The organism is Aliivibrio friggae (assembly GCF_057368515.1).
The window spans coordinates 2815520-2840685 of the sequence record NZ_CM170648.1 but is presented as its reverse complement, the minus strand read 5'-3'; the positions used below and the strand labels follow the sequence as shown (position 1 = coordinate 2840685).

The 25166-nt window shown below is 40.2% G+C and carries 21 protein-coding genes; 12 read left to right on the top strand and 9 right to left on the bottom strand.

Annotated features, from left to right (window positions below):
* Positions 1-14 precede the first annotated feature (14 nt).
* Positions 15-743 (top strand): DsbA family protein, encoded by a 729-nt coding sequence (locus tag AC2INI_RS13170; RefSeq protein ID WP_486305004.1) that lies wholly within the window; start codon positions 15-17, stop codon positions 741-743.
* A 102-nt stretch (positions 744-845) separates the two neighbouring features.
* Here AC2INI_RS13170 and gorA read toward each other — a convergent pair whose 3' ends face one another.
* Together gorA and AC2INI_RS13160 are read right to left on the bottom strand one after the other, a co-directional pair.
* Positions 846-2201: a glutathione-disulfide reductase gene (gene gorA / locus AC2INI_RS13165; protein WP_486305003.1), complete on the bottom strand. Its 1356-nt coding sequence runs from the start codon at positions 2199-2201 to the stop codon at positions 846-848.
* 247 nt (positions 2202-2448) lie between these two features.
* Entirely contained in the window at positions 2449-3288 is an 840-nt protein-coding gene (locus tag AC2INI_RS13160; RefSeq protein ID WP_486305002.1) for a 23S rRNA (adenine(2030)-N(6))-methyltransferase RlmJ, read from the bottom strand.
* A gap of 152 nt (positions 3289-3440) precedes the next feature.
* On the opposite strand from AC2INI_RS13160, the gene prlC reads away from it, so the two are divergent.
* On the top strand, positions 3441-5483 hold the full coding sequence (prlC, locus tag AC2INI_RS13155; protein ID WP_486305001.1) for an oligopeptidase A: 2043 nt from the start codon (positions 3441-3443) through the stop codon (positions 5481-5483).
* Positions 5484-5641: 158 nt separating this feature from the next.
* On the opposite strand, the gene cyaY is transcribed toward prlC, so the two are convergent.
* Positions 5642-5956 carry an iron donor protein CyaY gene (gene cyaY / locus AC2INI_RS13150; RefSeq protein ID WP_122036481.1) on the bottom strand — a complete coding sequence of 105 codons (315 nt, stop codon included), beginning with the start codon at positions 5954-5956 and terminating at the stop codon, positions 5642-5644.
* 81 nt (positions 5957-6037) lie between these two features.
* Here cyaY and lptM point away from each other — a divergent pair, with 81 nt between their 5' ends.
* The 5 genes from lptM to xerC all read left to right on the top strand — a co-directional run bounded on the left by lptM (position 6038) and on the right by xerC (position 9991).
* Entirely contained in the window at positions 6038-6157 is a 120-nt protein-coding gene (lptM, locus tag AC2INI_RS13145) for an LPS translocon maturation chaperone LptM (RefSeq protein WP_080889821.1), read from the top strand.
* A gap of 69 nt (positions 6158-6226) precedes the next feature.
* Positions 6227-7480 (top strand): diaminopimelate decarboxylase, encoded by a 1254-nt coding sequence (gene lysA / locus AC2INI_RS13140; protein ID WP_122036482.1) that lies wholly within the window; start codon positions 6227-6229, stop codon positions 7478-7480.
* A gap of 78 nt (positions 7481-7558) precedes the next feature.
* Positions 7559-8389, top strand: coding sequence for a diaminopimelate epimerase (gene dapF, locus AC2INI_RS13135; RefSeq protein WP_122036483.1), 831 nt, complete (start codon positions 7559-7561; stop codon positions 8387-8389).
* Entirely contained in the window at positions 8386-9087 is a 702-nt protein-coding gene (locus AC2INI_RS13130) for a DUF484 family protein (RefSeq protein WP_486305000.1), read from the top strand. Before dapF ends, AC2INI_RS13130 begins: the two co-directional genes overlap by 4 nt.
* Positions 9080-9991, top strand: a complete 912-nt coding sequence (xerC, locus tag AC2INI_RS13125; protein ID WP_122036485.1) for a tyrosine recombinase XerC — start codon at positions 9080-9082, stop codon at positions 9989-9991. Before AC2INI_RS13130 ends, xerC begins: the two co-directional genes overlap by 8 nt.
* Positions 9992-10161: 170 nt before the next feature.
* Here xerC and AC2INI_RS13120 read toward each other — a convergent pair whose 3' ends face one another.
* Entirely contained in the window at positions 10162-10959 is a 798-nt protein-coding gene (locus AC2INI_RS13120; protein WP_486304999.1) for a Cof-type HAD-IIB family hydrolase, read from the bottom strand.
* A 120-nt stretch (positions 10960-11079) separates the two neighbouring features.
* A complete protein-coding gene (locus AC2INI_RS13115) occupies positions 11080-12057 on the bottom strand; it encodes an alpha/beta fold hydrolase (RefSeq protein WP_486304998.1) in 978 nt (325 codons plus the stop codon).
* Positions 12058-12395: 338 nt separating this feature from the next.
* Here AC2INI_RS13115 and AC2INI_RS13110 point away from each other — a divergent pair, with 338 nt between their 5' ends.
* Complete coding sequence (locus AC2INI_RS13110) at positions 12396-13613, top strand: EAL and HDOD domain-containing protein (protein WP_122036488.1); 1218 nt, start codon at positions 12396-12398, stop codon at positions 13611-13613.
* 93 nt (positions 13614-13706) lie between these two features.
* Here the strand turns inward: AC2INI_RS13110 and AC2INI_RS13105 are convergent, their stop codons facing one another.
* The 4 genes from AC2INI_RS13105 to hslR form a co-directional block, all read right to left on the bottom strand.
* Entirely contained in the window at positions 13707-15683 is a 1977-nt protein-coding gene (locus tag AC2INI_RS13105) for an AsmA family protein (protein ID WP_486304997.1), read from the bottom strand.
* 179 nt (positions 15684-15862) lie between these two features.
* A complete protein-coding gene (gene pckA, locus AC2INI_RS13100) occupies positions 15863-17488 on the bottom strand; it encodes a phosphoenolpyruvate carboxykinase (ATP) (RefSeq protein WP_486304996.1) in 1626 nt (541 codons plus the stop codon).
* Between the two features lie 338 nt (positions 17489-17826).
* On the bottom strand, positions 17827-18702 hold the full coding sequence (gene hslO, locus AC2INI_RS13095) for an Hsp33 family molecular chaperone HslO (RefSeq protein ID WP_122036491.1): 876 nt from the start codon (positions 18700-18702) through the stop codon (positions 17827-17829).
* Positions 18703-18753: 51 nt separating this feature from the next.
* On the bottom strand, positions 18754-19155 hold the full coding sequence (gene hslR, locus AC2INI_RS13090) for a ribosome-associated heat shock protein Hsp15 (RefSeq protein ID WP_486304995.1): 402 nt from the start codon (positions 19153-19155) through the stop codon (positions 18754-18756).
* A 280-nt stretch (positions 19156-19435) separates the two neighbouring features.
* On the opposite strand from hslR, the gene gspC reads away from it, so the two are divergent.
* The 4 genes from gspC to gspF all read left to right on the top strand — a co-directional run bounded on the left by gspC (position 19436) and on the right by gspF (position 25124).
* The gene (gene gspC / locus AC2INI_RS13085) at positions 19436-20344 is read left to right on the top strand and encodes a type II secretion system protein GspC (RefSeq protein WP_486304994.1); all 909 of its coding nucleotides are present in this window, start codon (positions 19436-19438) and stop codon (positions 20342-20344) included.
* Between the two features lie 77 nt (positions 20345-20421).
* A complete protein-coding gene (gene gspD / locus AC2INI_RS13080; RefSeq protein ID WP_486305735.1) occupies positions 20422-22407 on the top strand; it encodes a type II secretion system secretin GspD in 1986 nt (661 codons plus the stop codon).
* Complete coding sequence (gene gspE / locus AC2INI_RS13075; protein ID WP_486304993.1) at positions 22407-23906, top strand: type II secretion system ATPase GspE; 1500 nt, start codon at positions 22407-22409, stop codon at positions 23904-23906. The genes gspD and gspE overlap by 1 nt, the downstream gene beginning before the upstream one ends.
* A complete protein-coding gene (gspF, locus tag AC2INI_RS13070) occupies positions 23907-25124 on the top strand; it encodes a type II secretion system inner membrane protein GspF (protein ID WP_486304992.1) in 1218 nt (405 codons plus the stop codon).
* The last annotated feature ends 42 nt before the right edge of the window (positions 25125-25166 follow it).

Sequence of the window (25166 nt, the reverse complement as noted above, 5' to 3'; positions counted from 1 at the left end):
ACGGACAATAAAAAATGAAATTTAAAACGAAATTAATCACAACACTGGTAATGGCATGCTTATTTTCTCCCCTTGCTTCTGCAATGACTCAGTCGGAGAAAATTCAAGATATCAATGAGATGCTTAAAGGGAATCCTGCAATTATTGACAGTCTTCATGAAAGTTTAGCTATGTATATTGTTCAACAAGGTAACTACCAAAAAACATTAGCGGATTATCATGATTATATGTACAACAACCCGAACCTTCCGTCGTTTGGTGCCAAAGATCCTAAGTTAACTATTGTGGTGTTAACGGATTTAAGTTGCCCTTGGTGTAAAAAACTAGATCCAGTGTTAATGAGGTTGGTCGATGAGCACCCAGATGATCTTAAAGTGATAAATATTTATGTACCACTTAAAGAGCGCTTGAACCCGATTAACTCTGCCACCTTTGCAATGAGAGTATGGAAAGAAAGCCCTGAAAAATTTAATAAAATTAACGAAACCTTATGGAGTAAACCCGGCATTCACAATGTGCGCTCTGTGATGAAAGTAGCAAAAGCGAATGATGCTGAAAAGTACGTATCAACGGATAAAGAAGTGGAAGATATGGTGGCAAAAAACCGCCAATTATTTACGGATTTAGGCGCAAGGGGGACTCCTGCTATGTTGATCGATGGCCAACTTCTTCCGGGCTATTTACCTTATGAAAAGTTAGCACCAATGGTTGAAGATAAAATTGCAGAAAAGTCAGGCAAGTAAACATCATATTTAATTGAATTAAACCTGATTAAATAAAACAAAAACGCCGCCAATATTAACTATTGGCGGCGTTTTTTATAGTCAAAACAGTCTAAAAATAGACTATCTCATCGTTACAAATTCTTCAGAACCTGTTGGGTGGATAGCGACAACTGCATCGAAATCAGCCTTAGTTGCGCCCATCTTCATCGCTACTGCAAAACCTTGGATCATTTCATCAACGGTGAAACCGATACCGTGTAGGCCAACAACTTTCTCGTCTTCACCAGCACATACTAGCTTCATCTTACAAGGCTGACGGTGCTTAGTTACCGCTGTGTACATCGCTGTGAAGCCTGATGTGTACACTTTCACGTTGTCTTTGCCGTATTGCTCATCAGCTTCTTGTTCAGTAAGACCAATTGTGCCAATTGGTGGGTGGCTAAACACAACAGTAGGAACTAATGTGTAGTCCATTTTTGCGTTTGTTTGACCGTTGAATAGACGCTCAGACAATAAACGACCGGCTTTAACCGCGATAGGTGTTAGCTCAATGCCGCCTTCCATGATATCACCTACACAGTAGATGCCTTTCACGTTAGTTTCTTGGTATTCATCAACTTTGATGTAACCGCGATCGTTAGTAGCAACGCCTGTTTTTTCTAGGTTGATTGCGTCAGTCGCAGGGTGACGACCAATTGCCCAAATTAGGGTATCAACGTTTTGTGTTTCACCATTTTCTAGGTGAAGTGTTAGGCTACCATCGGCTTCTTTAACCACTGCTTTTGGTACAGAGTGAGTATGAAGTGTAGGGCCTTCTGTGTTCATTACTTCAACTAGCGTATCGATGATCATTGGATCAAAGCTACGTAATGGTGATTCTTTACGGCAGAAAAGGTGAGTTTCAGTGCCTAGAGAGTGAAGAACACCTGCGATTTCAACTGCGATGTAACCTGCACCAATAACAGCAACACGTTTTGGTTGCTCCATTAACTCAAAGAAACCGTTTGAATCGATACCGTGCTCAGCACCTGGAATATTTGGGATTGATGGACGGCCACCAACAGCAATAAGGATATGATCCGCTGTGTAGTGCTCGCCATTTACTTCAACTGTGTTTGCATTAACAAACTTAGCAAAGCCTTTAATTACGTTTATTTTATTGTTACCAAGAACGCGATCGTAAGATTGGTGAATACGACCAATGTACGCTTGGCGGTTTTCAACCATTTTGCTCCAGTTGAATTTTTTCAGTTCAACATCAAAGCCGTAATCTTCAGCGTATAAATTAATTGCTTCAGCAACTTGTGCACCGTGCCACATTACTTTTTTAGGAACACAGCCCACGTTTACACACGTGCCGCCAAGCTCTTGTGCTTCAATAAGAGCAACTTTTGCGCCGTGCATAGCCGCACGGTTTGCTGATGCGATACCGCCAGAACCACCGCCGATACAGATATAATCAAAATGCGTAGCCATTACTTTCTCTCCGATAGGTTTTATACCAATGCTAATAATTATCTAATTATATTGGTGTTAATTTTTTTAATACTATGTATGAAATGCGACCAAATTTTTCTTTTTCAAGGCCTACGAGGTTTCAAAAGCTTGAGAATTCAGATCGCTTCGCTTGCAGAGTTCAGAGGTGTTTGTTGAGAGTGAGCGCCTCCCGCTACCTATTCTGAACTCTTTAAGGGAGCTTGCGACCGAACTGAATTCTTAGATCTTATTCCGGAACAATCCACTCGACTTTAAAGTGACCTGTTGCTGGTGCAATTGCTTCTTTCAAGAAAGGCAAAATTTCTTTCATTTGGTTTTCTAATTTCCATGGTGGATTAATGACGATCATGCCAGATGCGGTCATGCCACGCTCGTTAGTATCAGCAGAAACACCTAATTCAATTTGTAGGATATTACGAATACCAAGACCTTTTAATCCTTCGATCATATCTTCGATATCACAGCGATTAACCACAGGATACCAAATTGCATAAATGCCCGTTGCCCAGCGTTTATGGCTTTGAGCAATTGCAGTCACAACATCACGGTATTCTTTTGCAAGCTCATAAGGTGGGTCGATTAGGACTAATCCTCGGCGCTCTTTTGGTGGAAGGCTTGCTTTTAGTCGTGCAAAGCCGTCTTCTTTATAAATAGACACTTGGCGATCACGGTGAAACTCTTGCTCAAGCAGAGGGTGATCGGCAGGGTGAAGTTCGGTTAATACCATGCGGTCTTGACGACGCAGGTGAGCACGACCAACACGAGGTGAACCTGGGTAGTAACGCAGTTCTTCACCGTCGTTTAATTCAGTGATGGCATTTAGGTAGCTTGTGATCTCTTCAGGAAGATCAGTTTGCTCCCAGATGCGAGCGATACCTTGCTTGTATTCGCCTGTCTTTTCAGACCATTCATGCGTTAAATCGTAACGACCAACCCCTGAGTGGGTGTCGTGATAAACAAATGGCTTATCTTTTTGTGTTAATGAATTAAGGATAAGGCTTTGTACAATGTGTTTAACCACATCGGCATGGTTGCCTGCATGAAAACTGTGACGATAACTTAGCATGGATGAACTCTCACTATTGGAATCACATGATTATACCCAAGTTTATCGCTCAATGTGTGTACTCTTGCATCAGCCATTGAAATTTTATCCATTAAGCACCATCTTTAAGGGATAAGCCGATCCTAAAAATGAAAAATAGAAAAGGAATGAATATGTCTAACCCGTTATTAACCTTTACTGATTTACCGCTATTTTCTCAAATTAAGGCTGAGCATATTCAGCCTGCGGTAGAGCAAGCCATTGCTGATTGTCGCGCTAAAGTGGAAGAAGTATTAGCGTCTGATGCTGCGCCAAGTTGGGAGAGCATAATTATTCCTCTGGCAGAAACCGATGATCGCCTAAGTCGTATTTGGTCACCAGTAAGCCATTTGAATTCTGTACAAAATAGTGAAGCCTTACGTGAAGCGTACGAAGCGTGTTTACCTGCGTTATCTGAGTACGGCACGTGGGTAGGCCAACATAAAGGATTGTACGAAGCGTATAAATCAATTAAAGAGAGTGAGACGTTTGCAACCCTGTCTCAAGCTCAACAAAAAACCATCGTTGATGAGCTGCGTGATTTTGAATTATCAGGCATTGGCCTACCGGCAGATCAACAAAAACGTTACGGTGATATCAGTAAGCGTACCTCAGAATTAAGCTCAAACTTCAGTAACAACGTGCTTGATGCAACCATGGGTTGGTCAAAACACATTACCGATGAAGCTGAATTATCAGGTTTACCAGAATCTGCAATGGCAGCAGCAAAAGCCGCGGCAGAAGCGAAAGAGTTAGACGGTTGGTTACTGACACTAGAAATGCCATCGTACATTCCAATCATGACTTATGCTGATAATAAACCACTGCGTCGTGAAATTTACGAAGCGTTCGTGACTCGTGCATCGGATCGCGGTCCAAACGCAGGTAAGTGGGATAACACCGATTTAATCTCTGAAGAACTGCAACTTCGTCATGAAGTATCACGTTTATTGGGCTTTGCTTCTTACAGTGAAAAATCATTAGCAACCAAAATGGCAGAAAGCCCAACTCAAGTACTGGGCTTTTTAAATGATTTAGCAGCGAAAGCGAAACCACAAGGTGAGCGCGAAGTTGAAGAGTTAAAAGCCTTTGTAAAAGAAGAGTTTGATATTGATGAGTTAGATCTGTGGGATGTGACTTATTACTCTGAAAAGCTAAAACAAAAGCTGTACCAAATCTCTGATGAAGAGCTACGTCCTTATTTTCCTGAATCAAAAGCCGTCTCTGGTCTATTTGAAGTATTAAACCGTTTGTTTGGTATGACGGTAGTTGAGCGTGAGGGTGTTGATGTATGGCATGAGTCAGTGCGTTTCTTTGATATCTTTGATTCTACCAATACCTTACGTGGTAGTTTTTACTTAGATTTATACGCGCGTGAGCACAAACGTGGTGGCGCATGGATGGACGAGTGTCGTGTGCGTCGTATTACTGAAAATGGCGAACTGCAAACGCCAGTGGCGTACCTAACGTGTAACTTCAATAAGCCTGTTGGTGGTAAACCAGCGCTATTTACTCATGATGAAGTGGTTACTTTATTCCACGAATTTGGTCACGGTATTCACCACATGCTAACGCAAATTGATGTGGCGTCAGTGTCTGGTATCAATGGCGTGCCTTGGGATGCGGTTGAATTGCCAAGTCAGTTCTTAGAAAACTGGTGTTATGAAGAAGAAGCGTTGGCGTTTATTTCTGGTCACTATGAAACGGGTGAGCCACTGCCAAAAGAGATGCTAGATAAAATGCTTGCTGCGAAAAACTTCCAATCAGCGATGTTTATCCTGCGTCAGCTAGAGTTCGGTATGTTCGATTTCACGTTGCACACAAATTATGATCCTGATTTAGGTGCAAAAGTATTAGAAACGCTAGCTGAAGTAAAAGCGAAAGTAGCGGTATTACCAAGTGTTGAGTGGAACCGTTTTTCTCACAGCTTCGGTCATATTTTTGCGGGTGGCTACGGTGCGGGTTATTACAGCTACCTATGGGCAGAAGTATTATCAGCGGATGCATTCTCTCGTTTTGAAGAAGAAGGCATTTTTAATACAGAAACAGGCCAAAGTTTCTTGAATAATATTCTTGAAATGGGTGGCAGTGAAGAGCCAATGGAACTGTTCAAACGCTTCCGTGGTCGTGAGCCACAAGTAGATGCAATGCTGCGTCATGCGGGTATTGGAGCTTAAGGTTTCAGGCCGCTTCGCTTGCAGGGTTCAGGAAGAGCAATAAAATCCTCCTGAATCCTGAATCCTGAATCCTGAATCCTGAATCCTGAATCCTGAATCCTGAATCTCAAGCTCCTCTGAACTCTTCAAGGGAGCTTGCGACCGATCTGAACTCTGCTTTAAGCCCACTCAATCTCTTCATCTGCATGCTTTTGGCACTCTTCTTTTACCATTTCGATAAATTCCATGCCTGTTTTAGAACATGTCCATTTCTCATCAGTATAAGCAAAGTGGAAGCCGCCAGATTTTGACGCTAACCAGATTTCGTGCATTGGTTCTTGTTTGTTGATCACGACTTGGCTGCGGTTTTCAAATTCTAATGTTAAAACGTTACCCGTGATAACTGGTTCAATATCGGCACCAGATTCATCAATCATATCTTCGATTAATTGCAGTTTTGCATCGACTAACTCGTGAAATTCAGTGTTATTCATCTTATTTATCCTATTGCTTTTCTTGGCTGTGGTGCGATTATAGAGAGCATAACCAGATATTAACACTAATGGTAAAATCTTATGCAAAAAAGAGTGATGGCGTTAATGCTATTGAGTGCCTTAACGCTGGCAGGTTGTGGTCAAACGGGTTCGTTGTACATGCCTGCAGATGACGCACCAAAAACAGAAGTAGCAGAATAATTTATTTGTAGTCAGTGTATTTGAATAATCACTGGCTAATAAACACTGAACTAGACAAGGAAGACGACATTGGATTATTTCAATTATAAGGATGATGGACAACTTTGGGCTGAAGAGTTACCGGTTGCACAATTAGCTGAGCAGTATGGCACGCCATTGTATGTATATTCTCGTGCGACATTAGAGCGCCACTGGAATGCATTTGATAGCTCGGTAGGTGAACAACCTCATCTTGTATGTTACGCCGTAAAAGCGAACTCAAATATCGGCGTGTTAAATGCACTTGCCCGTCTAGGTTCAGGGTTTGATATTGTGTCTCAAGGTGAACTTGAGCGTGTTGTGGCTGCCGGTGGCGATCCAACTAAAGTGGTTTTTTCTGGCGTTGGTAAAACGGCTGATGAAATGCGCCGAGCACTAGAACTAAAAATTAAATGCTTCAATGTTGAATCAGAACCAGAGCTTGAGCGCTTAAATGCGGTTGCTGCTGAAATGGGGGTAATTGCACCAATTTCACTGCGTATTAATCCAGATGTCGATGCGAAAACACACCCATATATTTCAACGGGCTTGCGTGATAATAAATTTGGTATCGCGTTTGATCGTGCACCTGAAGTATACAAATTTGCACAAACCCTATCGAACTTAGATATCCAAGGTATTGATTGCCATATCGGTTCTCAGTTAACGGATATTACGCCATTCATTGATGCCACAGATCGTCTTCTTGCCTTGATTGATGACTTAAAAGCACAAGGTGTCAATATTCGTCACCTTGATGTGGGTGGTGGTTTAGGTGTGGTTTATCGTGATGAGTTACCGCCGCAGCCATCAGAATACGCAACCGCATTATTAAGTCGGTTAGTGGGCCGTGAAGATCTTGAATTGATTTTTGAACCAGGTCGTGCGATTGCAGCAAATGCAGGTATCTTGGTGACTAAAGTTGAATTCTTAAAGCACACTGAGCATAAAAACTTTGCCATTATTGATGCGGCAATGAATGACTTGATGCGTCCTGCATTATATCAAGCGTGGCAAGATATCGTGCCTGTGGCTCCTCGTGAAGGTGAAGCGCAAAGCTATGATTTAGTTGGGCCTATTTGCGAAACTGGTGACTTCTTAGGTAAAGACCGTGATCTAGTTCTCGAAGCTGATGACTTGCTTGCGGTTCGTTCGTCTGGAGCCTATGGTTTTGTGATGTCATCAAACTATAATACGCGCACTCGCGCCGCAGAAATAATGGTTGATGGGGACCAAGTTCATCTTGTTCGTAAACGAGAAGAGTTAAGTTCTTTATGGGAACTAGAATCCATCTTACCAAACTAACTTAGATTAAAGAGCAAGCAGCTTAACGTTACTTGCTCTTTTGGTATTCAACCTAAAATATAAAAAAGAAGAACAACTATGCACTTTCATTTTTCTAAAATGCACGGGCTTGGCAATGACTTTATGGTGGTTGACTGCTTAACTCAAAATATTTTCTTTTCACCAGATTTAATCCGTCGCCTAGCGGATCGTAACCGTGGTATTGGTTTTGATCAGCTATTGGTGGTTGAAGCTCCCTATGATCCTGAAACTGATTTTCACTATCGTATTTTTAATGCCGATGGTACAGAAGTAGAGCAATGTGGTAACGGCGCTCGCTGTTTTGCACGTTTCGTTCGAATGAAAGGCTTAACCAATAAAATCAGCATTTCAGTGAGCACCAAAAAAGGCAAAATGACGTTAAAAGTGGAAGATGATGATCAAATAACGGTAAACATGGGTGAACCAGTATTTGAACCAAATAAAATTCCATTTAAAGCCACTCAAGCTGAGAAAACCTATTTACTACGAGCAGAAGATAAAACACTTTTCTGTGGTGCGGTAAGTATGGGGAATCCACACTGTGTCACCGTGGTTGATGATGTTGATAATTATGACGTTGATAAATATGGTCCGTTAGTCGAAGGGCATGAGCGTTTTCCTGATCGTGTGAATGCGGGCTTTATGGAAGTTATTTCACCGAATGAAGTGAAATTACGTGTTTATGAGCGTGGCGCTGGTGAAACTCAAGCGTGTGGAAGTGGCGCGTGTGGTGCGGTTGCTATTGGTATCATGCAAGAATTATTAGGTGAAGACGTTAAAGTCTCTTTGCCTGGCGGTGATTTGCAGATTTCATGGAAAGGTCCAGGTTACCCATTGTTCATGACTGGTCCTGCAGCCCATGTTTATGATGGTCAATTATCAATATGAATGACGTAACATCAATCGAGCCGCAACCCACTCAACTTACTGAAGACGTTGTTGCTCAATTTTTAATGGACCATCCTGATTTTTTTCAGCAGCATCCAGAGTTACTTGGACGAATTAAAGTAGACACGCCTGAGCGAGGCGTGGTTTCTTTAGTTGAAGTTCAAGTCAGTAAATTGCGTGATCGTATCGGTGACTTAGAAGAAGAAATTACTCAACTCATGTCACTTGCAGCAAAAAATGATCGTCTATTTCATGATTTTGCTAATATACAAAAACAATTATTACTGTGTAAGGATTTTTCTCAAGCGGCAAAAATTATCGAGCAAAAAGCACTTTCTCTAGATTTAACCGCGCATATTAAAATCATTGATCATGCTCATCCTAAGTATCATGTGGATAAAACCGCACTCGATAATTTTATTAAAAAGTTTTTGAATGGACACTCTGCGTATTTAGGTCGCTTACGTAAGGCTGAGCGTGATAGCTTATTGGCCTATGGCGGGCTTGACCACTCAAGTGCAGAGTTAGGTTCGTTTGCTATCCTTCCATTAGGTCAATCTCAACCTATTGGTGTGATGGCGTTTGCTAGTCGTGATGGCCGGCATTTCGAACCAAATATGGATACCTTATTTTTAGAACAGCTGGTTAGTGTTTTCCATTATTTATTAATGCAATGGTCGAAATCTTCTCATGAGTGATGTACTTCCTCTTCAATATTCAAAACACCTTGATGCCTTTTATGAATTCTTACGCAATGAAAAAGGCTTAAGTATTTATACTCAACGCAGTTATAAACGCCAACTCACCACGATTGCAGAGCAACTGGTTGAGTTAGGCGTAGAGTCTTGGCAAGACGTCGATGCGGGTTGGGTGCGTCAAATTACCAGTAAAGGCATGCGAGAAGGACTGAAAGCGAGTAGCTTATCCACTCGATTATCTTCACTGCGCAGTTTTTTTGATTTTTTGGTATTACGTAACATATTAGCGGCCAACCCTGCGAAAGGGGTTTCTGCACCTCGTAAATCTCGTCCATTACCAAAAAATATCGATGTGGATGAGATGGGGCAGTTACTTGAAGTAAACGAAGATGATCCATTATCGATTCGTGATCGTGCCATGATGGAACTCATGTATGGTGCTGGTTTACGTTTGGCTGAATTAGTGGGTATTGATGTTCGTGATATTCAATTACGCCAAGGCGAATTACGCGTCATTGGTAAAGGCGATAAAGAACGTAAAGTTCCTTTTTCAGGTCAAGCGAAAGAGTGGTTAGGGCATTGGTTACAAGTTCGAAATCAACTAGCAAAACCAGAAGAGCCAGGGTTATTTGTCTCTAAATTGGGTGTTCGTATTTCGCATCGAAATGTGCAAAAAAGAATGGCTGAGTGGGGAATGAAACAGGGGGTCAATAGTCATATTAGCCCACATAAATTACGTCACTCATTTGCAACCCACATGCTTGAATCGAGTGGAAATTTACGTGCCGTTCAAGAGTTACTTGGGCATGAAAATATTTCTACTACGCAAATTTATACCCATTTAGATTTTCAACATCTTGCTCAAGCGTATGACCAAGCGCATCCAAGAGCGAAGAAAAAATAATTTATTCAACGGGGTATCTAGATTGATATCAAGTATAAAAAAGCCAGATGCGTATTATTACGTATCTGGCTTTTTTATACTTGATTGTTTTTACTATGAACTTAGGTAACCATTTGTTTTTAAATAACAGTTAACTATTTGGCCTATGATCGGCTAAGTAGTCTGTACGCTTATTTTAACAGTAGGTTTTCTAAGTAATGAGCAACGGCTTCGTCGGCAGATGAGCCGATAACTTCATTATTTGGTAGGGCTTTTTTTACTTTCTCATGCGATGTTCCCATCACGATCCCTTTACCAGCCATATGCAGCATTTCATAATCATTCATGCCATCACCAAACGCGATGCAGTTATCTAATGTCTTACCAAGTAACTTAGCAACAGCCTCTAATGCTGCGCCTTTAGAGACTTCTGAAGCCATCACTTCTAAGCACCAAGGGGTTGAAAAAGCGACCATTAATTGATCGCCAAATTGTGTTTTTAGCTTAGCTTCATATTGCACCAAATATTCATGCTCTGGCATGGTCACGAAAATTTTTGCCATGTTTTCAACCGGTGGGTTTTCAACATCAAATAAAGTGTAAGTGAAACCACTGTCATGGAATTCTTTTAAGCTTTCATCTTCTTTATGCATAAACCATTTATCGTCGGAATACATATGAATAGATAAAGAGTCATCATTTTTTAGTAGGTCTAATACTTGCGGAACTAAATGCTCAGGCAGGTTTTTACTGTAAATAAGAGTGTCATCAGCATCGTGAACGCGAGCACCATTGGATGTGATCATGTAAGCAGGAATGCCCACATCGTTACGAATATTGCCCACATCAATGTGGTGACGACCCGTTGCAAAAATAAAGGTCAGGTCTTGTTGGTGCAGTTTATTAAGTGTTTTTTTTGTGAAGTCTGCAATTTTGTGTTCAGGAGTCAGTAGCGTGCCGTCAAGATCAGATGCAACGATAGTAATCATAAAGCCTCAGAAATAAAGAATAGATTTAAAAATAACTGAGTTCAGTTTACGTCACTTTATAAAGAAAAAAGAGGGTAAAGATAACAATATTGCTTTTCCTCTTTTTACTTTAGTAAGGCATCACATTTCTGATGATGAACTATGATGTTGGAAAAAATTGAGGATCTCCGAGAGTGCTTGATTACGGCAACTATCGGATTCAAAAAGTAATTCGTGTTTTGCTTTTTTAATCGTGATTAATTGGCAATCTGGGGCTTTTTTTTGAAAAGCGACATGAGCATTATTATCTACAATGCGATCGTTTTCTCCCTGAAGTAATAAAGTAGGCACCAAGCAAAATGCGGCTTGCTCGACACAAAGTTTTGACCCTTTTAAACTTTGATTTACCCAGTGATTACTTGGTCCACCGATCTGAAGCTCAGGCTTTAGGTTGTATAATTCACGGAACCATTGATAGCGAATTTCACAGGTGGTTAATGTGTTATCTAAAAACGGTTTTTCCTGGTAGGGAGCTTGACCTAAAGCGTAAGAAGGCTGTGAAGCCCAACGACTTAAATAGCGACTTATTGGGCCTGCAATTGGTTTTAACCAAGGCTGAATATGAATGCCGTGCATTGGTGCGCTTAATGCCATTGCGGAGTATGGATGTGAGTGAGTTTCTACATATTGAGTAGCAATTGCACCGCCCATCGAGTGACCAAGTAAATAACAATCTTGGTAGTCTTCAGGTGTAATTAGGTATTGAGTCATGTTGTTTAGGTCGAGAATATAATCATTGAAGTCTTCGATATGCCCAATATCTTGATTGTCTGTTAGTCGTTCTGACAGGCCTTGCCCGCGGTGATCAAATGAATAAATATCATAACCCTGACAGAAAAGGTCATAAAACAGCTCTTGGTATTTATGAACACTTTCAATGCGTCCGTTGACGATCATAATAGCTTTGCGGTTGGCTGGACTGGTAAAACTTACCCAATGCAGTTGTGTCGATTTTTCACCTTGATAAAAGCCGTGTTGGCGTCTTTCCCAAAAAGGAGTAACGTCATTTTTCATGGTTTCAAGATAATGTGATTCTTGAATAAAGGTGGTTTCTTTCATTAGGCTCACAACATAACAGTAAATAGTGGGTTGTTGTTATTATATACCCAAGTGAAGTTAAGTTGGAGAATTCGGGGTTTATCCCTCTTTGTTACTCCAAGAAAAAGGACAAAATCTCTTATTCGCAATTTTTAATCCAGTTTCTATAGCAGTAATCGCACATTCTGACTATTTCTTGGCTGTTAATTAACCAAACGTATGTTTTTTTTTATGCTATTCGATTATGATGCGTATAAATAAACTTACCATTTGTCGTTCTTTTTCTTAAGATTTGGATGATTATGCCGATAATTATCTTTATGACACTTGTACTTGTAACAGGATATCGCTTTTAAGTTATGTATGCATACGTTGCCCGACAACCGATCCTGAGTCGGAAAAAACAAACGATAGGCTACGAGCTACTTTTCCGTGATGGTGAAAGTAATGCGTTTCCTAATATAGAAGCAAATCAAGCAACGAGTCGATTGTTAGTTGAAAACTTTATGTCGACGGGTTGTAATCCTGCATTAGAATCGCCACGTAGTTTTATTAATTTCCCCCAAGAGTCATTGATATCTCTAGTTCCAACGTCTTTCCCTAAACGTAAGATTGTCGTCGAAGTATTAGAAACTTGTACCCCTAATGATGAGCTGTTTAGTGCGATTAAGCATTTACATCGAATGGGTTACATTATTGCTCTGGATGATTTTAGTTTAGATACCGCATGGGACCGTTTTTTACCTTATTCACATATCGTTAAGCTAGACATTATGCAATTAGGCATTGAAGTCGCATGTGAATACGTTAAACAACGAAAACAGCAGGGCTGTAAGCGTCATTACTTAGCCGAAAGAGTGGAAACTAATGAAGAGTTTCAATTGGCGTTTGATGCTGGTTTTCATTTTTATCAAGGTTACTTCTTCAGTAAGCCTGAGATCATTAAAAATCGCGTTGTAAAACCAGAAGAATTCCTTACGATGCAGCTGTTTCAAGAAGTGTGCCGCGAAGAGGTTAACTTTGTCCGAATAGAACAGCTTATTGCGCAAGATGTTTCTTTGTCTTATCAATTACTGAAATTTGTAAATACAGCGTCAGCACGATTAGAGAATCCTATTTCATCGTTTAAGCAAGCACTGGTTTATCTTGGTGAAGAACAAATAAAAATGTTTGTAACCTTAATTGCGACAGCTCATGCTGCGATAAATAAACCAAAAGAGCTTTATAAGCAGTCGTTAGTGAAAGGGCGTTTTTGTGAATTAATGATCTGTCGTATTCAAAATGGTACGCCAGGACAGCAAGCCTTTATTGTGGGCTTATTTTCACTGCTTGATGCACTACTTGATCGCAAGCTTGATGATGTTTTAGAGCAGTTATCTTTAAGTCACGAAATTGAACAAGCGATTTTACTTCGTGTTGGTTTGCTTGGTTCAATGCTAGAGCTGTATGAAAGTTTAGATGTCGGTGATTGGGAAGAGATAGATAAAACGAGTCGATTATTGGGTTTTTCATCTAAAACGGTAGAGAAAACCTATCAAGATGCAGAGCAGTGGTATCAATCAATTCTCGCTAAGTAGTTAAATAACTAGACAAAAAAGCCCCATTAATCGTACATCTTATTTAAGTGTGCGATTAATGGGGCTTTGTTATTTAGGAATTATGATTTTTTATTACTGGCAATAATTGATAATTTGAACTTCTTTTGAAAAGAGTTTTTGTTTTAATTGGTGGCACTCTTGTGTAATTGAAGTGATGGCTTCTGCCTGCTCTGGGTTTACTAAATCGTAATCCCCTTCAATGTTGTAGTTAAAACCTTCCCCAGTAATCATAATCGGCTCAATGGTAATACGCCCACGGTTTGCTGTAACCGTGATCGGGTCAACATGTATTGGATATTGTGCTACTGGTACTTTTTCTTGAATCTTTTCTTTAGTTTCGAGAGAGGCATTAGGTTGATCGTTATCAGGAATTAATCCTAACTTATATTGCCACAATTCTTTTGCTGTCTTTGTTGTGAGCATTTCTCTTGGGATGACATTCAATTCACCATTAAAACTGTAGTTAAAACTGTCTCTATTTACAGCTAATCCATTGCCATTAAAAGTGAATTCAGTGAGTCCATCAAGAGGGATTGGATTTGAGATAAAATGGCTAAGATAACTAACGGGTAATCCATCGCCATACGCCTCAAGTTGCCAAGGTTGACTGTCTTGCATCAATTGAATGCTACCAGTAAAGCCAATAAGTCCTTCAGGTAAAGGAAGTAGTGCACGTTCAATTGACCATAATCCATTTACAGTATTCATTTCTATCAATAATTGCTGACTTAACAAGTAATTGAAACTTGCATTAGAGGCGCTAATTGAAAGCTTTCCGTCCCATAACCCCCATTGTGCATAACGCAATAAATCGAGATCATTACCTTCAACGTTTACGCCCGATAATTGGTAAGGGTAAAGACTATTTAATTGAATCAACTGAACATTATTGAGATCTATTTTAGCTACTTTTACTTCTGTTAACTGCTTTATATATTGGCTAAACGCTTGGGCTTCCTCATCAGTGACGATCCACTTTATTTGTTCCGCCGTAAAGGTTTTTAGGTTAATGGCATTTGGAGACACCTGACCTGAAAGTTGAATATTGCCATCAAAGATATCGAAAGACAGATTAGTGATGTCTGCTTTTTTACCATTAAGAGTTAAATTAACAATTGGGTTTTCAATAAGATGTTGATTCCAAACCACGCTGTCGGCATTAAAGGAAATCGCAGCCTCGCTTTGTTGCCACAAATGATAAGGAAGCAGTACATTTTCAGCAGATAAACTTAAATTGTTTACGCTAAATTGGGGTAACTCCACATTAATGTCTAGTAAATCAATACGCTCAAATTGGTAGGTGAAACCTTGTTGAGTTAACCAATTTAATGGTTTTCCTATTATGTCTGCATTATCAGATTCTAAATTAAAATTACGTAGCGTAAATTGAGGGATAACCCATAAGGTATTTTCTTTTAGTTCTGCTTGAGCGGTAATCGTACTGTCTCGCCAAATAAAAGAAAGGCCATGTAACGCGGTGTAATTTTCGCTGTAATAGCCATCGATTAATACGTCATTAAGTGCTTCGCCTTGCCAGTACAATTGTTGTGTTGAAAACTGAAAACTGCCTTCAAAAGGAATTGTCGTATTTTCTTGTACTGACCAATTGGTGAGTTGGATTTGTGCGTCACGAAGCACGACGTCTTCATTAGCAAAGTCCAAGTTAGAAATATTTAATTGGTCTATTGAAATCCAATGAATACCTTCATTTGTTGGAAGTCCGTTTTGTAAGCTCAAACCATCAATTTTGATACTATCAAAAGCCAATTTTCCTTTTTTTATTGGATGTTGAGAAAGCCAAAAATCAACCTGTTGGATCTGTAATAAGTGATCTTCTTGAATAATCGTGACGTCAGAGAGCGTGAGATATAAAGGAGATTGAATAGAGTAATCTATGCCACCAAAAGTGACCTTTTGATCAGTGATCTTATTGATAAGGGGGGTTAATACCGGCTGTGCGTAAGGTGTATGCAAAAGGGATAAAAATGCGACCACAAGTAGTAGGCAAAAAGAGATAAGCCAACCAAGGCTTTTCAGTGTGGTGTACATTGTTAACTCCAAAAGAGAAATAGGAATAGAAAGAGTGGAGTAAAAATCAAATGCAATCAAGTTATTGTGATGGTTTACTTAGAGGTAATCACTGTTTTGCACTGTTGTTTGAACTGATTGCATAAAAAAGCCCTTCACAATGGAAGGGCTTGAATTTATCGATGTATTTACTAGATAACTTAGTTAAGTTGAGGACCTGCTTTAACTAGCGCCTTACCTTCGTCATTATCTGTGTATTGAGCAAAGTTTTTAATGAAACGCTGAGCTAGATCTTCCGCTTTGCTGTCCCATTGTAGTGGGTCAGTGTAAGTATCACGAGGATCTAAGATTGAGGTATCAACACCTGGTAATGATGTTGGTACTTCTAGGTTAAATACTGGAATGTTTTTGCTTTCAGCGTGGTCGATTGAACCATCTAAAATCGCATCAATAATTGCACGAGTATCTTGGATAGAGATACGTTTACCTGTGCCATTCCACCCTGTATTTACAATGTATGCTTCTGCGCCAACTGCTTCCATTCGTTTTACAAGAACTTCGGCGTATTGTGTTGGGTGCAGTGTTAAGAACGCCGCGCCAAATGCTGCTGAGAACGTTGGTGTCGGCTCAGTAATACCACGTTCAGTACCTGCTAACTTAGCAGTAAAACCTGAAAGGAAGTGATACTTAGTTTGTTCTGGCGTTAGTTTTGCTACAGGAGGTAGAACACCAAATGCATCTGCGGTTAAGAAAATAACTTTATTTGCATGGCCTGCTTTTGATACTGGCTTAACAATATTATCGATGTGATAAATTGGGTAAGAAACACGAGTGTTTTCAGTTTTAGAGCCATCATCAAAATCAATAGTGCCGTCACTACGAACAGTTACATTCTCAAGTAGAGCGTCACGGCGGATCGCATTGAAAATATCAGGTTCAGCTTCTTTCGATAGGCGGATTGTTTTTGCGTAACAGCCCCCTTCAAAATTGAAGATACCGTCATTATCCCAACCGTGTTCATCATCACCAATGAGTTGGCGTTTTGGATCGGTTGAAAGCGTAGTTTTACCTGTACCTGATAAACCAAAGAATACCGCAACATCACCTTCTTCACCCACATTTGCAGAACAGTGCATTGATGCAATGCCTTGCAGTGGAAGAAGGTAGTTCATCATTGCGAACATGCCTTTTTTCATTTCACCGCCGTACCAAGTACCACCGATGATTTGTACGCGCTCTGTTAAGTTGAAAGCAACAAAGTTTTCCGAATTTAATCCGTGTTCTACGTAATTAGGGTTGGTTGCTTTTGCACCGTTCATTACCACAAAATCGGGTTCAAACGTTGCTAGTTCTTCTTCTGTTGGTCGAATGAACATGTTTTTTACGAAGTGTGCTTGCCATGCCACTTCCGTAATGACTCGAACACTCAAACGAGTATCAGGGTTTGCACCACAATAACCGTCAATAACAAATAGGCGCTTACCAGAAAGTTGCTCTGTGACTAGGGCTTTTAGATCATCCCAAACTGCTGGTGTGATAGCTTTATTGTCGTTTTTACCTTGATCAGACCACCACAGTGTATCTTTTGTCGTGTCATCTTTTACGATGTATTTATCTTTTGGTGAACGGCCAGTAAAAATACCAGTATCTACCGCAACTGAGCCAAGCTCTGTCATTACACCACGCTCATAACCTTCTAGGTCAGGACGTGTTTCTTCTTCGAACAGTTGGTCATAACTTGGGTTACGGAGAACATCAGTAACATTGGTTAGACCATGTTGAGTAAGATCGAGCTGTGCAGCCTTTTTATGTTCCATAACAGTCATAGGAGCTCCTTAAAGGAATTTTGTAGGGATTTTTAATATTTCTAATTATTTGTATTCTGCTAATCATGCTAACAATGCGGTAAATTGAAAACAGGGAGATGAATCATAAAATAACCATAAAGTAGTAGTGGTTATTTAATCACCATCACAAAATAGCAATAGCCCTATTCTACTCTTAAAGAAATCGTTTGCGCTAGATGTAATTGATTATTATTTAAACAAAATTAAGTGTGGATAAGTGGAATTAAAAAGGTGTTTGATATCAAATTTAGTTATAAAAAAAGCCAACCTAATGGCTGGCTTTTCGACAAAATAAGTAACTTATTCTGTATGGTAAATTAATGAACGGTGTCATTACCTTTTGTCGCGTCTTCAAAAATATTCGCAACATCGATACTGTCAAAATCGTAGCTTGTGCCACAGTAATCACAATGAAGAGAAACTTTGCCTTCTGTTTTTACGATGTCATCAACTTCAGCTCTTTCAATCGTAACAATTGCACCTGCGCTGCGCTCACGAGAACAACCACAGAAGAACTCAACATGTTGAGGTTCAAATAATTGCACTTTATCTTGGTTGTATAAACGATATAAAACGTCTTCGCCTTCTAGGCCAAATAGCTCTTCGTTTTTAATCGTATCAGTCAGTTGTTCTAGATGTTCGAAGTCATCTGCAGAGCCAGTGCCGTCAGGCATAACTTGCAGTAGCATACCAGCAGCGTGAGGTTTGCCTTCAAATTCACCTAGGCGTAACCATAAGCGAGTTTTTAATTGCTCAGAACGTTCAAAGTAACCTTCAAAACAAGCAGCTAAATCTTTACCGTCAAGTGCAACAACACCTTGGTAACGCTCACCATCTTTTGGTGCGATAGTAATAACTAGATAACCTTTACCCATTAATTGGTGCAGTGTGGCATCATCAGAAATTTCGCCATCAAAGCGAGCGACACCACGAACCTTTTGATCGTTATCGCCATTAATTACTACAAGAGAAACAGGACCGTCACCTTGAAGTTGAAGGGTAATTGAGCCTTCAAATTTTAATGTTGCAGTTAATAGTGTGGTTGCAACTAATAGCTCACCCAAAAGGTTTTGTACTGCTTTAGGGTATTCCTTGCTAGAAATGATTTGTTGGTAAGCATCGTCTAATTGAACAAGTTCACCACGAACAGATAAATCTTCAAATAGGTAACGATGCAATGTGTTATTTGCCATGAAATACTCCAGCAATTGTATTAAGGGTTGTTGTCGCTCACAGTATAGTGATTATTGTTGCTTGAATCTCATGATATCACGTCGCTGTTTTTTATCTGGACGTTTATCAGGATGTGGGCTGCCAAGAGAATTGAGTTTGCGTAATTTTGCATTCTCTTCACGATGCTTAATGCTACTTTCTGTTTCTTTATAAAGCGTTTGTGCAACAGGGGCACCGCGACGTTGATCTGAAAGGATTTCAATAACCACGACGATTTCTTCGTTGTTGCCTTGGCGAAGTTTAACTTCCGCACCAACTTCGACTAATTTACTTGGTTTAGCTCGTTGGCCATTATAATGAACTTTACCGCCATCAACCATATTTCTCGCAATAGAGCGAGTCTTGTAAAAACGAGCAGCCCAGAGCCATTTATCGAGTCTGATGCCATCGTTGGTATTAGATTTTGAACTCATTATGCCTACCTAATGTCTTACTTCTCTGCTTATTTAATGGTGTCAGGAATTTTTTTTTCAATCTTTTGAGGAGAATTAATCAAAATTGATAAGCAACTAGAGTCATTAATGAGAAATAATGCTCTAATAACGAGTTCCCCCTCTTTAATTACGTGATATGTCTTCGAGTAATTCAATAAAACGACATTATTCTCGGTAATTATGCGGTGATATTTTATAATTCATACTGACATCAACTATTTAATTGACTTTGTAACATAGAAAGGAAGCTCTGAGCCTAATGATAGCTAATATGAAAATAGAAAAAATTTCTCAATATTGGTCGGTATATCAATCTACGATATCTAAAAGTTTAACTGTTGTGTTGGTTGCTTGTTTTGCGTGGATTTGTGGCTCTCTCTTTTGGTCGATGCTTGCTCCTCAAACATCTGTTTCTCAATGGCAGCCTAAAGCTGTGGTTGTCGCTAATACGCAAAAGAAAAATGGAGATGACTCTTTATCTGGTTTATTGAATAGCCAAGTGTTTGGGCATTTTAATACAGAGAAAAAAGTTGAGCAGCCAAAAATAGTTGAAGTGAAAGACGCCCCTAAGACTCGCTTAAATTTAACCCTAGCAGGTGTCGTTGCCAGTTCTAAGCCTACATTGAGTTTGGCGGTTATTGCGAATCGAGGAAAACAGAATACGTACGGTATTGACGAGACGATTGATGGAACGCGTGCAACCGTAAAAGCGATCAGTGTGGATCGCATTATTATCTCTAATAATGGCCGTGATGAAACTTTAATGTTAGAAGGCATTGAGTACACAAAAATATCAACAGAGAGAAATAGTACGGGTAGTTCTGGCACTGTGTTGGGAAATAATCGTCAAAATTCTAATCAAGACGAACTGGATAATATTCGTAAAGAGATAGCGAAAAACCCACAATCGGTATTGAAATACATTCGTCTTTCTCAAGTGTCTGATAATGGAAAAATCACGGGATATCGTGTTAATCCAGGTAAAGACCGTAAATTATTTGATTCAGTTGGCCTTAAGCCAGGTGATATAGCGACCAGCTTAAATGGGATTGATTTAACTGATCCTGCCGCAATGAGTGCATTGTGGAAAAACATGTCGGAAATGACAGAGCTTAATTTAACCGTTCAGCGTGACGGTCAACTACATGACATTTTTATCGGTTTATAACGGATAAATAAGAAAATGAATAAGGGTATATTGTGAAAAAGTGCATAGGCAAGGGAGCCTTATTACTTGCGGGCAGCATGATGTGGACATCGGCTATTGCAAATGACTTTAGTGCTAGCTTCAAAGGGACGGATATTCAAGAGTTCATCAATATTGTGGGTCGAAACTTAGAAAAGACCATTATTGTTGATCCCTCTGTTCGTGGCAAAGTAGATGTTCGTAGCTATGACTTATTAAATGAAGAGCAATACTATCAGTTCTTTTTAAGTGTACTTGAAGTGTATGGCTACGCTGTTGTTGAGATGGACAGTGGCATTTTAAAAGTCATTAAAGATAAAGACGCTAAAACCTCAGCCGTTCCAGTACTTGGTGCAAAAGACAAAATTACAGGTGATGCAGTAATTACTCGTGTTATTGCCGTTCGTAATGTCTCTGTGCGTGAGTTGTCTCCTTTGTTACGTCAGCTAAATGATAATGCCGGTGCGGGTAACGTTGTGCACTATGATCCTGCCAATATCATTATGATCACAGGTCGTGCGGCGGTGGTAAATCGCTTAGCGGAAATTATTGAACGTGTTGACCAAGCTGGCGATAAAGAAATTGAAGTAGTGGATTTACAAAATGCCTCTGCCGCTGAAATGGTACGTATTGTTGATGCGCTAAATAAAACCACAGAAGCGAAAAATACCCCTGCTTTTTTACAGCCTAAATTGGTTGCAGATGAGCGCACTAACTCGATTCTTATTTCGGGTGATCCAAAGGTACGTAATCGTCTTAAAAAATTAATTAAGCAGCTTGATGTTGAAATGGCGACTAAAGGTAATAACCAAGTTGTCTATTTACGTTATGCCAAAGCAGAAGATTTGGTTGATGTACTAAAAGGGGTTTCTGATAACTTAACCGCGAGTAAAGGTGGTTCTCAAAAAGGTGGTTCAAGTAATCGCAGTGATGTGATGATCTCTGCTCATGCTGATACCAATGCCTTAGTGATCACTGCGCCGCCAGATGTAATGCGTGCAGTAAAAGATGTGATTGCTCAGTTAGATATTCGTCGTGCTCAAGTCTTGATTGAAGCCTTGATAGTTGAATTAGCCGAAGGAGATGGCGTAAACCTTGGCGTACAATGGGGTAACCTCGAAACGGGTGCTATGATCCAATATAGCAATACGGGAGCATCGATTGGTGCCACCATGGTTGGTTTAGAAAAAGCTAAAGACACAACAACAACAACCGCTGTTTATGATGAAAATAATAACTTTTTACGAAATGAAACGACGACTGAAAAAGGTAGCTATGACTCATTAGCTACTGCTCTTAAAGGCGTTCAAGGTGCTGCAGTCAGTGTCATGATGGGGGATTGGGCGGCATTGATTACTGCCGTATCGACTGATTCAAACTCTAACATTCTGTCATCACCGAGTATTACCGTAATGGATAATGGTGAAGCGTCATTTATTGTTGGTGAAGAAGTTCCAGTATTAACGGGATCTACATCAGGCTCAAATAATGAAAATCCATTCCAAACAGTTGATCGTAAAGAAGTCGGTATCAAGCTTAAAGTTGTGCCACAAATAAACGAAGGTAACTCAGTTCGTTTAGATATCGAACAAGAAGTGTCTAACGTATTAGGTGCTAATGGTGCGGTTGATGTGCGTTTTGCTAAACGTCAGCTAAATACGTCAGTGATGGTTGAAGATGGCAAGATGCTTGTTCTTGGTGGTTTGATTGATGAGAGAGCACTAGAGAGTGAATCGAAAGTTCCTTTCTTGGGTGATATTCCTATCTTAGGTTACCTATTTAAATCAACCAGTACGCAAGTTGAGAAGAAAAATCTAATGGTGTTCATCAAGCCAACCATTATTCGTGATGGCATGACGGCTGATGGGATCACTCAACGTAAATATAACTACATTCGAGCAGAGCAATTGTATAACGCTGAGAAAGGTTTGAAGTTGATGGATGACGCCCATATTCCGGTATTACCTAAATTTGGTAAAGAGGTTAATCATCCAGCAGAGATCCAAGCGTTCTTCGAACAATTTAGTGAAGATAAGGAAAAATAATGGCGGATACGTTATTTCCTGAATCTTCAGCAATGCTGCGTTTGCCTTTTTCTTTTGCAAAAAGGCATTCTGTAGTTATTGAAGCAAGTTCTGAAGGCTGGGTGCTGTATTACGCGCTCACCCCTTCGCCAATGGTACTGTGTGAAATTCGTCGAGTATGTAAATCAGGTTTTTCGTTAATTCAATTAACCAAAGAAGAATTTGATACCAAGGTAACTCAAGTCTATCAACGTAACTCGTCAGAAGCGCAACAGCTGATGGAAGATATTGGTGCCGATAATGATGATTTCTTCTCTCTGGCTGAAGAGCTGCCTGATAATGATGATTTATTAGAATCAGAAGACGATGCTCCCATCATTAAATTGATCAACGCCATGTTGGGTGAAGCAATTAAAGAGGGTGCATCAGATATTCATATTGAGACGTTTGAAAAAATATTGTCGATTCGTTTCCGTGTTGATGGTGTATTGCGTGATGTTTTGAGTCCAAGCCGTAAATTGGCGCCACTGTTGGTATCGCGTGTAAAAGTGATGTCGAAACTTGATATCGCGGAGAAGCGTGTCCCTCAAGATGGCCGTATTTCATTGCGTATTGGTGGTCGAGCGGTTGATGTACGTGTTTCTACCATGCCATCTTCCCATGGCGAACGTGTGGTAATGCGTTTATTAGACAAAAATGCGACTCGTTTGGACTTAAATAGCTTAGGTATGTCGGCTGAAAACCATAAAAACTTTCAGCACATCATCAAGCGTCCTCACGGCATTATTTTGGTTACTGGTCCAACAGGTTCAGGTAAATCAACCACGTTATATGCCGGTTTAGGGGAGTTAGACAGTTCTCAATCGAATATTCTAACCGTAGAAGATCCAATCGAATTTGATATTGATGGCATTGGTCAAACCCAAGTTAATCCAAAAGTAGACATGACGTTTGCTCGTGGGTTACGTGCCATTCTTCGTCAAGATCCAGATGTGGTAATGATCGGTGAGATCCGTGATTTAGAAACCGCAGAAATCGCCGTTCAAGCTTCATTAACCGGCCACTTAGTGATGTCGACACTTCACACCAATACGGCTGTGGGGGCGATCACTCGTCTGCGTGATATGGGAATCGAACCTTTCTTAATTTCATCCTCTCTGCTTGGTGTACTTGCTCAACGTCTGGTCCGTACTTTATGTAAGGAGTGTAAAACGCCTTATGAAGCCGATGACGAGCAGAAAAAACTCTTTAATTTATCCGCTTCAGATAGCTTGGTTCTTTATAAACCGAAGGGCTGTGATCACTGTAATGGTAAGGGCTATCGTGGGCGTACCGGCATTCATGAGTTACTGGTTGTAAATGAGAAAGTTCAAGAGTTGATCCACAAAGAGGCTGGCGAGCAAGAGATTGAAAAAGAAGTTCGTGGTACCACTCGTGGGATTCAGCAAGATGGTTTATTAAAAGTACAACAAGGGATCACAACACTGGAAGAGGTGATGCGAGTCACTCGGGAAGGGTAAATGGCAGCCTTTGAATACAAAGCATTAGAAAAAACAGGCAAGCAGAAAAAAGGCGTCATGGAAGGCGATAATGCACGTCAAGTTCGCCAACGGTTAAAAGAGCAAGGCTTAATTCCGGTTGAAGTGATTGAAACCAAATCAAAGCAGCAAAAGAGTGCCTCTCAAGGGTTAAGCTTTAAGCGTGGGATTAGTGTTAATGATTTATCATTGATCACTCGCCAATTAGCGACCTTAGTTCAAGCGGGAATGCCATTAGAAGAGTGTTTAAAAGCCGTCGCAGAGCAAGGTGAAAAAGCCCACATTCGCAGCATGATGATGGGAGTTCGTTCTAAAGTGATAGAAGGGTATCCGTTGGCAGAAAGCTTTGCTGATTACCCGCATGTCTTTGATGAACTGTTTTGCTCAATGGTGGCTGCCGGTGAAAAATCAGGCCATTTAGATACGGTGTTAAACCGCTTGGCTGATTACGCTGAGAATCGGCAAAAGATGCGCAGTAAATTACAACAAGCGATGATTTATCCAATCATGCTGACGTTAATTGCGATTGCGGTTATCTCTTTTTTACTTGCGACGGTAGTACCGAAAATTGTTGACCAATTTGTGCAAATGGGACAAGGCCTACCGACAGTAACTGAAATATTATTGGCAGCCAGTAACTTTGTTGTTCATTGGGGTTTATTGGTTGTGATTGTGGTGGTGCTCTTTATTGTTGGCGTGAAGTGGTTACTCACTAAGCCTCATTTGCGTTTAGCGTGGGATAAAAAAATCTTACGCTTACCTGTTGTTGGCAAGGTGGTTCGTGGATTGAATACCTCTCGTTTTGCTCGTACGTTATCGATCTGTACCTCAAGTGCAATTCCATTATTGGATGGGATGAAAGTGGCGGCAGATGTAATGAGTAATCAATACTTTAAGCAGCAGGTATTAGAAGCGGCAGATAATGTGCGTGAAGGGGCGAGCTTACGTATCTCTTTAGAACAAACAAAGTTGTTTCCACCAATGATGCTTCATATGATCGCAAGTGGTGAGCAAAGTGGTGAATTAGAGCAAATGTTAACGCGTTCAGCTGATAACCAAGATCGTGATTTTGAATCTCTGGTTAATATGGCTCTGGGTATTTTTGAACCTTTACTGATTGTTTTTATGGCCGGCATCGTACTTTTTATTGTTGTCGCGACATTAATGCCAATCATTGAACTAAATAATTTAGTCGGGTAGTAAGTAGTTACTATCCTTTTTCTTTTTATTAATATATTGATT

What these genes read in the sequence shown, in the direction of transcription:
- dapF (WP_122036483.1), top strand. Translation starts at nt 7,559, where the DNA reads ATGCACTTTCATTTTTCTAAAATGCACGGGCTTGGCAATGACTTTATG.
- AC2INI_RS13105 (WP_486304997.1), bottom strand. Translation starts at nt 15,683, where the DNA reads ATGTACACCACACTGAAAAGCCTTGGTTGGCTTATCTCTTTTTGCCTA.
- gorA (WP_486305003.1), bottom strand. Translation starts at nt 2,201, where the DNA reads ATGGCTACGCATTTTGATTATATCTGTATCGGCGGTGGTTCTGGCGGT.
- gspD (WP_486305735.1), top strand. Translation starts at nt 20,422, where the DNA reads ATGATGTGGACATCGGCTATTGCAAATGACTTTAGTGCTAGCTTCAAA.
- hslO (WP_122036491.1), bottom strand. Translation starts at nt 18,702, where the DNA reads ATGGCAAATAACACATTGCATCGTTACCTATTTGAAGATTTATCTGTT.
- gspE (WP_486304993.1), top strand. Translation starts at nt 22,407, where the DNA reads ATGGCGGATACGTTATTTCCTGAATCTTCAGCAATGCTGCGTTTGCCT.
- AC2INI_RS13120 (WP_486304999.1), bottom strand. Translation starts at nt 10,959, where the DNA reads ATGATTACTATCGTTGCATCTGATCTTGACGGCACGCTACTGACTCCT.
- AC2INI_RS13115 (WP_486304998.1), bottom strand. Translation starts at nt 12,057, where the DNA reads ATGAAAGAAACCACCTTTATTCAAGAATCACATTATCTTGAAACCATG.
- hslR (WP_486304995.1), bottom strand. Translation starts at nt 19,155, where the DNA reads ATGAGTTCAAAATCTAATACCAACGATGGCATCAGACTCGATAAATGG.
- pckA (WP_486304996.1), bottom strand. Translation starts at nt 17,488, where the DNA reads ATGACTGTTATGGAACATAAAAAGGCTGCACAGCTCGATCTTACTCAA.
- lptM (WP_080889821.1), top strand. Translation starts at nt 6,038, where the DNA reads ATGCAAAAAAGAGTGATGGCGTTAATGCTATTGAGTGCCTTAACGCTG.
- cyaY (WP_122036481.1), bottom strand. Translation starts at nt 5,956, where the DNA reads ATGAATAACACTGAATTTCACGAGTTAGTCGATGCAAAACTGCAATTA.
- gspF (WP_486304992.1), top strand. Translation starts at nt 23,907, where the DNA reads ATGGCAGCCTTTGAATACAAAGCATTAGAAAAAACAGGCAAGCAGAAA.
- gspC (WP_486304994.1), top strand. Translation starts at nt 19,436, where the DNA reads ATGATAGCTAATATGAAAATAGAAAAAATTTCTCAATATTGGTCGGTA.
- AC2INI_RS13110 (WP_122036488.1), top strand. Translation starts at nt 12,396, where the DNA reads ATGTATGCATACGTTGCCCGACAACCGATCCTGAGTCGGAAAAAACAA.
- prlC (WP_486305001.1), top strand. Translation starts at nt 3,441, where the DNA reads ATGTCTAACCCGTTATTAACCTTTACTGATTTACCGCTATTTTCTCAA.
- AC2INI_RS13130 (WP_486305000.1), top strand. Translation starts at nt 8,386, where the DNA reads ATGAATGACGTAACATCAATCGAGCCGCAACCCACTCAACTTACTGAA.
- AC2INI_RS13170 (WP_486305004.1), top strand. Translation starts at nt 15, where the DNA reads ATGAAATTTAAAACGAAATTAATCACAACACTGGTAATGGCATGCTTA.
- AC2INI_RS13160 (WP_486305002.1), bottom strand. Translation starts at nt 3,288, where the DNA reads ATGCTAAGTTATCGTCACAGTTTTCATGCAGGCAACCATGCCGATGTG.
- xerC (WP_122036485.1), top strand. Translation starts at nt 9,080, where the DNA reads ATGAGTGATGTACTTCCTCTTCAATATTCAAAACACCTTGATGCCTTT.